Below are 12,230 nucleotides of genomic sequence, written 5' to 3' on the forward strand. Positions count from 1 at the left end.
TAGATTCAATTTTATTTTCGAGCGTTTAAAGGTCATGAATATTTCAAGACGAAAGCAATAGGGGCTGCAAAATCTTCTATTAAATTTTCAACAAGAATTCAACAGTATCCATATTGTCTGCATAAGCCGTTAACGCGGGTTTTTGGGTTTGTCCAAATGGAATTTCATCTTCCATAAGTCCATCTGCTACAATACATTGCAATCTATCACTATCATTTCTTAAGCGAATTTTTAATTCCTCTATGGAATCGTATGGTTCGTAAAACAAAGTGGCAATAGGGGAGGCGTAGTTTGTATCTTCCTTGAGCATTAGAAAACCATTTTCCAAAATTTTAAATAAGCTCATAAGGTACACCGCTTTGTTGTAATCGTAGTTATTGGCGTATTTTGCCTGTTCCAATATTGAATTGAATGGAAAAACGGCTTTAAAAAAAGAATCGAAATTGTAGTCTTTAGGAACAAACAGTTTGGAAACACTTCTGCACCCAAGGCCATAGTACCTAAAAACATCCTCCCCCAATGCTCTTAATTGCGCTTCGGATTCGCGGCCTGTTAAAACGGCTACCGAATTACGGTTTTTACGGATTATATTAGATTTTTTTCCAAAATAATGTTCAAAATATCTCGAAGTATTATCACTTCCAGTGGCAATTACCGCATCAAAATGCTCCAATCTACCATCAGCAAAAACGATATCATCTTTTAGGCTAGGTTCCATTTCTACTAAATAACTGCAAACAAAAGGCAATAACACCTTGTCATTGGAAGAAAGTTTTAGTATTGCCCTGTTTCCGCTAATAAGAGTACATAAAAAATCATGAAATCCGACCAGAGGAATATTTCCGGCCATGATCACTGCCACGGATTTGGGTGAATTTTTATTAAGGTCATATGGAGATAGCCAATCAGTCAATCTTTCACGACTAAGTAGGTCCCCCCAATTCTCTATACTAAAGAGGATATTTTCGGGTGTAAACCATCCATTTTTGTGTCCGGCCAATGTGATGGTTTCATCAAAAGTTTTGAACCACGGATTTGGTTTGAGGTCTAATTGTGGATTCTTTTTTGCATATTCGCAGTAATCCTTGAAAAAACTGCCAAGTTTAACAAAAGCATTTAATCTAAGTGCGTGCTCGGTCATTATATTTGTAAAAGATTTTATTAGGCTTTACATTTGTACAAAAGTATTGATACTGAATTTAAATCAGCATAAAAGAATTAGAAAATATGGCAATTATAATAACAGATGAATGCATAAATTGTGGAGCTTGTGAACCTGAGTGTCCTAATACAGCAATTTATGAAGGAGCAGATGATTGGCGGTATAGTGATGGGACCCTTTTAAAAGGGAAAGTTAAACTTCCAAATGGTAAGGAGGTAGATGCAGACGAGTCACAAGAGCCTGTCAGTGATGAGATCTATTTTATTGTTCCTGATAAATGTACAGAGTGCAAAGGCTTCCATGATGAGCCACAATGTGCTGCAGTATGCCCTGTAGATTGTTGTGTGCCAGATGATAGCCATGTAGAAACAGAAGAAGAGCTATTGGGCAAGCAGCGTTTTATGCACCCCGATTAGGGGGAAGCCGTTATTGGGAATATACCAATAATGAAAATGGGAGTTTTTTATAACTCTTGTAAACTAAAAGACCTGTCAGATTTTGAATCTGACAGGTCTTTTTTATTTAGGTAACGGGGGATCGTACATTTTTTAAACCAATTTAGTAAGGTTTAAAAGCTAAAGCCCACTTTGGCGAAGTAATAAGCGCCTCCAAAGCCCATTTGTACTGAGTCCCAATATCCGCCACCCTCTACCCAATCGTCTTGTTGGTCAGGATATATATTGAAAAGGTTATTGGCACCAACATTTAATTTTAGGCCTTGGGCCAATTGGTAACCAAAAACTAGATCGGTCACCAGTTTGTTTTCATAGGTATCCGTAGCCTGATTGATTTTGTCTTGAAAGCTGTCGTAATCTGAGGTAGGCTCCAGCATTTGATAATCCAATAGGTCTACCTTGCTGAAATGAGTAAGGCCCAATCCAACATTAAACTTGTCTTTACTGTAGTTCATATTTAAGGTAAACTTACTTTTTGGGGCGGAAGCCAAGAGGAATCCCTTATCCCTTTCTCCAAAGAAAGTTTCCGCGTCTAGATTGCCATTGTTTACCTTATCGATCTTCATTTCATTTATATTCCCGGTAAAGGTGGCTGACAATCTGTTGTCATCAAAGCTTTTCTGCCAAGCCAGTACAATGTCTAATCCGGTGGTTTTAGTGTCAACCCCATTTACAAAGAATTGTGCCGCTTCCACATTGGGAATTTGTGGTGCATCAAAATTCCCGGTAAGGACAATACGGTCATCAACCTTTATGTAATAGCCGTCTATAGTAGCGGTGAAATCGCCGAGAGTTGCTGTAAATCCCAGTCCTGCGTTAATGGCTTTCTCTTCTTTTAATGGTCCAATACCAAAAGAGGCCGTAACGGGACTATTATTTGGGGATAGTAATTGATCCACGGCAACCCCACCTATAAAATTGGTAAAACGTAGGTTGTAATAGATTTGGGCCAAGGAAGGGGCTCTAAATCCAGAACTTACCGAGCCACGGATATTCACATTGTCCGATGCTTTTAGGCGTGCCGCCAATTTTCCGTTCACGGTACTACCAAAATCGCTAAAATTCTCAAATCTCGCCGCGGCACTTAAAAGAAATGTTTCTGTAAATTCAAATTCCCCGTCAGCATAAAGTGATAAGTTGCTCCTGCCGCGATCTACTTCGTTGGCAGGTCCGTATCCAGGGAAGCCTTGGGAACCGCCGGGACGTAGTTCGCCACTACCCGGATCTGTCGGTTGGGTTTGATTGGTGGGGTCGGTAATTAAAAGTCCGTTTATGTCATAAGTGCCCCAAGTACCTTCCTCTCCAGCAAAAATAATAAAATTTTCCGTCCGGTATTCTGCACCGAACGCTAGGTTCATTCCCTCTAATACATCACTGTAATATTTGGAAAAATCCAAATTCATCGTGTTCTGTGTCAAATTATGGCCCCCTGCGTCAAAATCGGTGGGGGAAACCTCTTCCAGTGATGCATTTAAGGTGCCTTTTATGAAATAATGAAAACTGTTCTTTCCATAGGTGTTGCTAATATCTAATTTCCAACCATTCTCCAGTGCTGTCCTAAAACCTGCAGAAAGTGAATTGTCTATAATATTCGAGGTGATCCTGGGGTTAAAGCCATTGGGGTATATAGTGGGTATAACCCTATTACCATCATTTCTGGTAAAGGCATAAGCATCTGTATCCCGGTAATTTCTACCTCCAAAAACATAGAAATCGGAGTTTTCTGAAAGGGGTACCGAGGCGTTTACCATTAGGTTGAAGCCCTGAATGGCCGCTTCCCCAAAACCCCTCCTAAAATCGAACCCTGGCCTTAAAGTCTTATTTTTCTTCAGATATTCGGTGGTGACGTTTATATAACCACCATCGCTACCAATGGCCGTCCCAAAATTTATTCCTGCTTTTACCGATCCGCCGTCCAAACTTTTATCGCTTCCTATGGCATTACCATCCTTATCGGTATCCAATCTGTTACCATCCGTATTTGGGGTACCCGCCGGGAAATCGCCTTGGGCATTGGTGTTGTAGGCACCATATGTAATAAAACCGCTTACCTCGTCCGTATTGTCCTTTAGGACGATGTTGATGACCCCTGCAATGGCATCAGAGCCGTATTGTGCAGCCGCACCATCCCTTAATATTTCAATTCTTTTTATCGCTGAAGCTGGAATGGCATTTAAATCGGTGCCCGTATTTCCTCTACCTTTGGTGCCAAAGATATTGATCAGCGAAGATTGATGCCTTCTTTTTCCGTTGATCAGTACCAAGGTCTGATCAGGTCCCAAACCTCTTAATGTAGCAGGATCTATATGATCTGCTCCATCGGATCCAGATTGTTTGTTTGCGTTGAAAGAGGGCGCGGCATATTGTAGGAGTTCATTAACCTCTACGCGGCCACTTTGGGTCGTCACCTCTGCAATGTCTATTACATCTACGGGTACCGCAGTGTCAGTAGCCGTTCTTTTTGGACTTCTAGAGCCTACTAATTGAACCTCGTCTAGCAACATGCCCTCAGTCATGGAAACGTTAATGGTCTGCCTGCCAGACATGGGCTCTTCCATGGTGTTATAGCCAATATAGCTAAATATTAGGGTTGCATTATCAAATACAGAGATCTGATAGTTTCCATTAAAATCAGTCGATGTACCGTTTGTTGTGCCCTTTTCTACAATGTTCACCCCAACTAGAGGAAGGCCATCCTGATCAGTAACTGTACCCTTTATGGAGATTTGGGCCGTTAGAAGAGATAAGCTGAACATTGTAATCAATGTTAATAATCCGAGTGGTTTCATAAGGATTGATTTGATTGTTATATTTAAAAGTAATGAATTTATCTTTTCCCTGATTTATAATCGGTAAAATTGACACGGGAAGTCTTAGAAATAGTATCTTTGCCGCTGTTAAAAAAGGCAGGAAAGTAAGCGCTATTGCTTTGTTCCTTCCTTATAATTTATTAAAACCATGAAAGCAGGTATCGTAGGATTGCCCAATGTAGGTAAATCAACTCTTTTTAATTGTTTGTCCAATGCCAAGGCACAAAGTGCTAATTTTCCATTTTGTACAATTGAGCCCAATATTGGGGTAGTGAACGTACCGGACGCCCGTTTGGAAAAATTGGAGGAGCTTGTAAATCCAGAAAGGGTATTGCCTGCCACCGTAGAGATCGTAGATATTGCAGGATTGGTGAAAGGTGCTAGCAAAGGTGAGGGCTTGGGGAACCAATTCTTGGGTAATATTCGAGAAACGGATGCTATTTTGCACGTACTTCGCTGTTTTGATAATGATAATATTGTGCATGTGGACAGCTCCATAGATCCAATTAGGGATAAGGAGACTATTGATATGGAATTACAATTAAAGGATTTGGAGACCGTTGATAAAAAACTTGAAAAGGTGAAGCGTGCAGCCAAAACCGGCAATAAGGAAGCACAAAAGGAAGAGGCAGTACTTCTAAAAATAAAGGCAGGATTGGAAACAGGTACTTCCATTCGTGCTTTGGATATATCCAAGGAAGATCGGATCGAATTCGTAAAACCATTACAATTTATTACAGATAAGCCTGTGATGTACGTTTGTAATGTAGATGAGGACGCTGCAATTACCGGTAATGCTTATGTAGAAAAAGTTAAGGCGGCCGTGGCTAAGGAAAATGCTGAAGTTATCTTTTTAGCAGTGGGTACCGAAGCCGATATTACCGAATTGGAAAGCTATGAGGAACGACAACTTTTTTTGGAGGACCTAGGACTTACTGAACCAGGTTCGGCTAAACTGATTCGAAGTGCCTATAAACTTTTGGAATTGGAAACTTATTTTACCGCAGGGGTAAAGGAAGTCCGCGCCTGGACCATTCCTGTAGGAGCTACCGCTCCACAGGCTGCAGGGGTTATTCACACTGATTTTGAGAAAGGATTTATAAGGGCAGAGGTCATTGCTTATGACGATTTTGTTTCCTTTGGAAGTGAAGCCAAAGTTAAGGAAGCAGGGAAAATGAGGGTAGAGGGAAAGGAGTATATTGTTAAGGATGGAGATGTTATGCATTTCCGATTTAATGTATAATTCAACGGATTTACTAAACCGCAGCACCGTTATTTTTTCATGATGGGTTGCAGTACATTCTGGTGTCCATTATTTAAAGTGCCCCATTTAAACTATTTGTAGGCAGGCGTAGGGATTGAATAGGTATTATTTAGTCAACTTGGCTAAGATTGATGTGATCTCCTCGGAAAGATGGAATTTTTTTATTATAATGGTCGAGTGTTGCGGCAATTGATTATAAAGTAAGGGTGATTTTATTAAATTTTTCTATTTTACCAGAGTTTCCCTTGCTATCAACAAAACTTTAGCTGTTATTGTTAATTACTTTAACGGCTAAGGGTTTTATCTTTTTATAACACTTGCTATATTAGCGACACTTGCGCTTAAAGCCCTAAAAATGTCTGAAAACACCCAGTATACAGAAGATAACATACGTTCGTTAGATTGGAAAGAGCATATCCGGTTACGCCCTGGTATGTACATTGGGAAGCTGGGGGACGGTTCCTCGGCAGACGATGGGATCTATATCCTCCTGAAAGAGGTGATAGACAACTGTATAGATGAGTTTGTGATGGGGTCCGGAAAAACAATCGAGATTGGGATCCGAGACAACGTGGTAAATGTTAGGGATTTTGGTCGTGGTATTCCTTTGGGGAAGGTGGTAGATGTGGTCTCCAAAATGAATACAGGGGGTAAATACGACTCTCGGGCATTTAAAAAATCGGTAGGATTGAATGGGGTGGGTACCAAGGCGGTAAATGCACTTTCCAGCTATTTTAAGGTAGAATCTTCTAGGGAGAATAAACTGAAGACCGCTGAATTTAACCAGGGGAATTTAGTTGCTGAAATTGGTCCCGAGGATACCTCCAAGCGCAAAGGGACTAAGGTGAGCTTTACCCCTGATGAGGCCATCTTTAAAAAATATAAGTATAGGAACGAGTATGTAGAACGCATGCTCAAGTTCTATGTGTACCTAAATCCGGGACTTACCATACTTTTTAATGGCGAGAAATTTCATTCGGAAAACGGTTTAAAGGACTTATTGGAAGACAATAATAGTATTGATGACCTGACATATCCAATTATCCACTTAAAGGGTGTTGATATCGAAATTGCGCTGACCCATAGTAAGACCCAATACAGTGAGGAATACCATTCTTTTGTAAACGGACAAAATACCACTCAGGGTGGAACGCATCAGGCAGCCTTTCGAGAGGCGATCGTAAAAACGGTCCGCGATTTTTATGGAAAGAATTATGAGGCTTCAGATATTAGGAAATCCATCATTTCGGCCATTGCCATTAAGGTGATGGAACCTATTTTTGAGAGTCAGACCAAAACAAAATTAGGATCTACGGAAATGGGGGGAGACCTTCCTACCGTAAGGACTTATATAAACGATTTTGTGGGGACCCAATTGGATAATTTTCTTCACAAGAACCCTGACACGACTGAAAAGCTGCAGCGTAAGATCATGCAGGCAGAGCGGGAGAGAAAGGAATTATCCGGAATTCGGAAATTAGCCAAGGACAGGGCTAAAAAAGCCAGTCTACACAATAAAAAATTACGGGATTGTAGGGTGCATTTGGCAGATTCCAAAAATCCTCGTTGTTTAGAAAGTACTTTGTTTATTACGGAAGGGGATTCGGCATCAGGCTCTATTACCAAATCTAGGGATGTAAATACCCAAGCGGTGTTCAGTTTACGTGGAAAGCCATTGAATTCCTATGGGATGTCCAAAAAAATAGTCTATGAAAATGAGGAGTTCAATTTGCTACAAGCGGCATTGAATATTGAGGAGTCCTTGGAAGATTTAAGGTATAACAAAATCGTAATCGCTACCGATGCAGATGTGGATGGAATGCATATTCGATTATTGTTGATTACTTTTTTCCTTCAGTTCTTTCCCGAACTAATAAAGGAAAATCATTTGTATATATTGCAGACCCCACTTTTCCGTGTTCGTAATAAAAAGGACACTTATTACTGCTATAGTAATGAAGAAAAGCTGCAAGCGATAGAGAAATTAACCGGTAAGCCCGAGATTACAAGATTTAAAGGGTTGGGTGAAATCTCCCCGGACGAATTCAAGCATTTTATTGGGGAGGATATTAGACTGGAACCTGTAATGCTGGATAAGTCCATCTCCATAGAGAGCATGCTGGAGTTTTATATGGGGAAAAACACCCCTGATCGACAAGAATTTATTATAAAAAATCTTAAAGTAGAAGTTGACCTATTAGAGGAAAACTAATTATAAACCAACCTAATACGAATCTTTCTTTATGGAAGAGAATGGAGATCTGAACCAAATACCACAAGACAACACCGAAGAATCTAAAGATACCTTGACCAAGGTGACAGGGATGTACAAGGACTGGTTCCTTGATTATGCGTCCTATGTAATTTTGGAGCGTGCGGTACCTGCTATAGAGGACGGTTTTAAGCCAGTTCAAAGAAGGATTATGCACGCCTTGAAGGAATTGGATGACGGTAGGTATAATAAAGTGGCTAATGTAGTTGGACATACCATGCAGTATCATCCGCATGGGGATGCCAGTATTGCTGATGCAATGGTTCAAATTGGACAAAAGGAACTGCTGATCGATACCCAAGGAAACTGGGGAAATATACTGACTGGAGATAGTGCGGCGGCATCAAGGTATATTGAAGCGCGTCTCACTAAGTTTGCTTTAGAAGTGGTGTTTAGTCCAAAGATCACGGAATGGCAGCAGTCCTACGACGGAAGAAAAAGAGAGCCCGTTAACCTCCCAGTGAAATTTCCGCTATTGTTAGCGCAAGGTGCAGAAGGAATTGCAGTAGGACTTTCAACAAAAGTGTTGCCTCATAATTTCATAGAATTGATAGATGCTTCGATTAAGCATTTAAAAGGACAGCGTTTTACCATTTATCCCGACTTCCCTACCTCTGGTATCATTGACATTAGTAATTACAACGATGGACTACGTGGGGGAAAAATAAGGGTAAGGGCCAGAATTCATCAGCTCGATAAAAACACACTGGTTATTAACGAGATACCCTATGGGACAAACACTTCTTCTTTAATTGATACCATCCTTAAAGCAAATGAAAAAGGAAAAATTAAAATCAAGAAAATTGAAGATAATACAGCTGCCGATGTAGAGATTTTAGTTCATTTACCCAATGGGATTTCTCCGGATAAAACGATAGACGCCCTGTATGCCTTTACCTCATGCGAATATTCAATATCGCCCTTAGGGTGTATTATTGAGGACAATAAGCCGCTCTTTATAGGAGTGACCGAAATGCTAGAGCGCTCTACTGATTATACGGTAATATTATTAAAGGAAGAGCTAGAAATACAGCTGAAGGAATTGGAGGAGCAATGGCATTTTGCTTCTTTGGAGCGAATTTTCATTGAGAATAGGATTTATCGAGACATTGAAGAGGAGGAGACCTGGGAAGGAGTAATCGCAGCGATTGATAAAGGCCTAGCGCCATTTACCAAGCATTTGAAGCGAGCAGTTACGGAAGATGATATTGTGAGGCTGACGGAAATCAGGATTAAAAGAATTTCTAAATTCGACTTGGACAAGGCGCAGCAATACCTAGATAGCTTAGAAGAAAAAATTGCTGAGATTAAACACCATTTGGCAAATTTGATCGATTTTGCGATTGCCTACTTTAGGTCGCTTAAGGAAAAGTATGGAAAAGGCAGGGAACGGAAATCGGAAATCCGAATTTTTGATGATATAGAGGCTACTAAGGTGGTCATCCGCAACACAAAACTATTTGTAAATAGGGAGGAGGGGTTTGTAGGTACTTCTTTAAAGCGGGATGAATATGTAACGGATTGTAGTGATATAGATGATATTATTGTATTTACCGGTGATGGAAAAATGATGGTTTCCAAGGTAGAGAGCAAGATTTTTGTAGGTAAAAATATTATTCATGTCGCGGTGTTTAAGAAAAAGGACAAGCGAACCATTTATAATATGATCTATAAAGATGGTAAAGGTGGTCCTAGCTATATTAAAAGATTTAATGTAACCAGTGTCACTAGGGATAAGATGTACGACCTTACCGTTGGTAAGCCCCATTCGGAGATTTTGTATTTTTCAGCCAATCCAAACGGGGAGGCAGAGGTGATTACGGTCTTGCTGAGGCAGGTAGGGAGTATTAAAAAAATTAAATGGGACATTGATTTTGCCGATGTGTTGATCAAGGGTAGGGCCTCTAAAGGAAACGTGGTAACTAAATACTCCGTTAAGCGCATAGAATTGAAGGAAAAAGGGGTTTCAACCTTGAAACCGCGAAAAATTTGGTTCGACGAGGTGGTGCGAAGATTGAATGTTGATGGACGAGGAGAATTGCTGGGTGAGTTTAGAGGTGATGATATGCTGTTGGTGGCAACCCAAAAAGGAATAGTAAAAACCTTTACTCCCAATCTATCCACTCATTTTGATGATGATATGCTAGTGCTGGAAAAATGGAATCCTAACAAGCCATTGTCAGCAGTGTATTACGAAGGTGAAAAAGAGCGATTTTATGTAAAGCGCTTTTTGATAGAAACCGAAAACAAGGAGGAGAAGTTTATTTCAGAACATCAGAAATCGTATTTAGAATTGGTGACTACAGATTGGAAGCCAGTAATAGAACTGGAGTTTGTTAAGCCAAGGGGAAAAGAGGTGAAACCTAGTCAAATCATTGAATTAGAGGAGTTTATATCGGTTAAGGGAATCAAAGCTTTAGGGAATCAATTGACCTCCGATAAGGTGAAAAATATAAATATTCTAGACCCGATCCCATATGAAGAGCCAGAGGAGCATAAGCCTACGGAAATTGAAGTGGTAGATGCGGAGGATGTGGGGGAACCAGCATCAGAAGACACCAGCGTACCAAATAAAAACATTGAGAAGGGGAAGGGTGATGATTTAGATAAGCCAGCAGAAGATGATGATGAAGGGCAAATCAAACTTTTTTAAAGCAACTTTTTTTAGGGGATGACGAAGTTTTATAAAGAATTTAAGGAGTTTGCCGTTAAAGGGAATATGATAGATATGGCTGTAGGGGTTATTATTGGAACAGCCTTTAATAAAGTGGTAAGCACTCTGGTCACCAACGTGATAATGCCGCCCTTGTCCCTATTGACCAATGACGTGCATTTTTCCGATAAACAATATGTTTTAAGGGAAGCTAGCGGGGAAATGGAGGAGGTTGCTATAGGTTATGGGGCATTAATTGAGGTTTTGGTGGATTTTCTCATTATTTCCTTGACAATTTTCGTGGTCGTCAAGTTTATTAATAGATTCAAGTCCAAGGGCGAAGACCCCAAAAATAAGGAAGTGGCCACTCCTAAAAATATAGAACTATTGTCTAATATGGAAAAACTGATGAGAGAACAAAATGAATTATTAAAGAGTCGAAATAAATAAACATTAACAGTGACGAATGTCGCTTTAACAATATTTTTTAATAATTATCACTTAAAATTGTTAATTGATGTGGTTTTTTAAGAATCCACATCTCATTGTCATATCTTTACAATAAATTGAATTATATATGGATTTTACCAACCCCCTGATCTATGGAGTGCCCTGTTTTATCGCATTTATATTACTTGAACTGACTTATAGTAAAACGCATGGTGACGATAAGTTGTACAATTGGAAAGATTTAGCAGCAAGTGGTTTTATGGGTGTGGGTTCAGCGATAATAGCTCCACTAATCAAGGTTGTTTCTGCTATTGTTATTTTCGAGTTTACCTATGAATTGTTTAATCCAATTACCGATGGGGTAAGGACCAATATACTTGGGTATGCTTCTTTTGGCTATGTTTGGTATATCTGGTTGTTATGTCAGTTGGCGGACGATTTTACGTACTACTGGTTTCATAGAGCCAATCATGAGGTGCGTATTTTGTGGGCGGCGCATATAGTCCACCATTCCTCGGATAATTTTAACTTGGGTACAGCAGTCCGAAACGGATGGTTCACTATCCTCTATAAGCCATTTTTTTATATGTGGATGCCAGCACTTGGTTTTCCACCAGAAATGGTTGTAGTGTGTCTGGGAATTGAGGCGTTATGGCAATTTCAGCTGCACACAGTATATGTGCCTAAATTAGGATTTTTAGAAAAGATTTTCAACACCCATACCATGCACCAAGTGCACCATGCGCAGAATCTGGAGTATTTGGATAAGAACCACGGTGGGTTTTTAAATATATTCGATAAAATATTCGGAACCTGGAAAGAACTGGATGATAGTATTGATGTAAAATATGGTGTTACACATGCTCCCGATTCTCATAATCCCATTGTTATCCTTACCCATGAGTTTAAGGATATTTATAACGACGTGAAAAAGTCCAAAAAATTCTCCCACACCCTTAAATATATTTTTGGACGCCCAGGATGGAGTCCAGACGGAAGTACCTTGACTGTAAAGCAGCTGCAGCGTTTGTTTGAGGAGGAAAAGCGGTTGAATTCCAATGCCGCCTTAAGTAGGCCTAGTTAATTGATCTTAATGATATAAAATAAAAACCCGTCTTTTAGATGGGTTTTTTTATGGCCTGACATGGCGTTTATAGCTGTAAG

At 40.0% G+C, this 12,230-nt stretch carries 8 protein-coding genes; 6 read left to right on the plus strand and 2 right to left on the minus strand.

Annotated features, from left to right (window positions below):
* Positions 1-79: 79 nt before the first annotated feature.
* Positions 80-1,141 carry an acyl-CoA reductase gene (locus tag KCTC52924_RS15270; protein ID WP_251805628.1) on the minus strand — a complete coding sequence of 354 codons (1,062 nt, stop codon included), beginning with the start codon at positions 1,139-1,141 and terminating at the stop codon, positions 80-82.
* 86 nt (positions 1,142-1,227) lie between these two features.
* Here KCTC52924_RS15270 and KCTC52924_RS15275 point away from each other — a divergent pair, with 86 nt between their 5' ends.
* Positions 1,228-1,578, plus strand: coding sequence for a 4Fe-4S dicluster domain-containing protein (locus KCTC52924_RS15275; protein ID WP_251805629.1), 351 nt, complete (start codon positions 1,228-1,230; stop codon positions 1,576-1,578).
* 152 nt (positions 1,579-1,730) lie between these two features.
* On the opposite strand, the gene KCTC52924_RS15280 is transcribed toward KCTC52924_RS15275, so the two are convergent.
* Positions 1,731-4,406: a TonB-dependent receptor gene (locus KCTC52924_RS15280; protein ID WP_251805630.1), complete on the minus strand. Its 2,676-nt coding sequence runs from the start codon at positions 4,404-4,406 to the stop codon at positions 1,731-1,733.
* Positions 4,407-4,575: 169 nt separating this feature from the next.
* Here KCTC52924_RS15280 and ychF point away from each other — a divergent pair, with 169 nt between their 5' ends.
* The 5 genes from ychF (at position 4,576) to KCTC52924_RS15305 (ending at position 12,150) form a co-directional block, all read left to right on the plus strand.
* Positions 4,576-5,670 carry a redox-regulated ATPase YchF gene (gene ychF, locus KCTC52924_RS15285; RefSeq protein ID WP_251805631.1) on the plus strand — a complete coding sequence of 365 codons (1,095 nt, stop codon included), beginning with the start codon at positions 4,576-4,578 and terminating at the stop codon, positions 5,668-5,670.
* A 376-nt stretch (positions 5,671-6,046) separates the two neighbouring features.
* On the plus strand, positions 6,047-7,903 hold the full coding sequence (locus tag KCTC52924_RS15290) for a DNA topoisomerase IV subunit B (protein WP_251805632.1): 1,857 nt from the start codon (positions 6,047-6,049) through the stop codon (positions 7,901-7,903).
* Between the two features lie 31 nt (positions 7,904-7,934).
* On the plus strand, positions 7,935-10,616 hold the full coding sequence (locus KCTC52924_RS15295; RefSeq protein WP_251805633.1) for a DNA gyrase/topoisomerase IV subunit A: 2,682 nt from the start codon (positions 7,935-7,937) through the stop codon (positions 10,614-10,616).
* Positions 10,617-10,634: 18 nt separating this feature from the next.
* Positions 10,635-11,066 carry a large-conductance mechanosensitive channel protein MscL gene (mscL, locus tag KCTC52924_RS15300; RefSeq protein WP_251805634.1) on the plus strand — a complete coding sequence of 144 codons (432 nt, stop codon included), beginning with the start codon at positions 10,635-10,637 and terminating at the stop codon, positions 11,064-11,066.
* Positions 11,067-11,193: 127 nt separating this feature from the next.
* Positions 11,194-12,150 carry a sterol desaturase family protein gene (locus KCTC52924_RS15305; protein WP_251805635.1) on the plus strand — a complete coding sequence of 319 codons (957 nt, stop codon included), beginning with the start codon at positions 11,194-11,196 and terminating at the stop codon, positions 12,148-12,150.
* The last annotated feature ends 80 nt before the right edge of the window (positions 12,151-12,230 follow it).

It is taken from the genome of Arenibacter antarcticus (genome assembly GCF_041320605.1).
GTDB lineage: Bacteria > Bacteroidota > Bacteroidia > Flavobacteriales > Flavobacteriaceae > Arenibacter > Arenibacter antarcticus.

What these genes read in the sequence shown, in the direction of transcription:
- KCTC52924_RS15270 (WP_251805628.1), bottom strand. Translation starts at nt 1,141, where the DNA reads ATGACCGAGCACGCACTTAGATTAAATGCTTTTGTTAAACTTGGCAGT.
- KCTC52924_RS15275 (WP_251805629.1), top strand. Translation starts at nt 1,228, where the DNA reads ATGGCAATTATAATAACAGATGAATGCATAAATTGTGGAGCTTGTGAA.
- KCTC52924_RS15280 (WP_251805630.1), bottom strand. Translation starts at nt 4,406, where the DNA reads ATGAAACCACTCGGATTATTAACATTGATTACAATGTTCAGCTTATCT.
- ychF (WP_251805631.1), top strand. Translation starts at nt 4,576, where the DNA reads ATGAAAGCAGGTATCGTAGGATTGCCCAATGTAGGTAAATCAACTCTT.
- KCTC52924_RS15290 (WP_251805632.1), top strand. Translation starts at nt 6,047, where the DNA reads ATGTCTGAAAACACCCAGTATACAGAAGATAACATACGTTCGTTAGAT.
- KCTC52924_RS15295 (WP_251805633.1), top strand. Translation starts at nt 7,935, where the DNA reads ATGGAAGAGAATGGAGATCTGAACCAAATACCACAAGACAACACCGAA.
- mscL (WP_251805634.1), top strand. Translation starts at nt 10,635, where the DNA reads ATGACGAAGTTTTATAAAGAATTTAAGGAGTTTGCCGTTAAAGGGAAT.
- KCTC52924_RS15305 (WP_251805635.1), top strand. Translation starts at nt 11,194, where the DNA reads ATGGATTTTACCAACCCCCTGATCTATGGAGTGCCCTGTTTTATCGCA.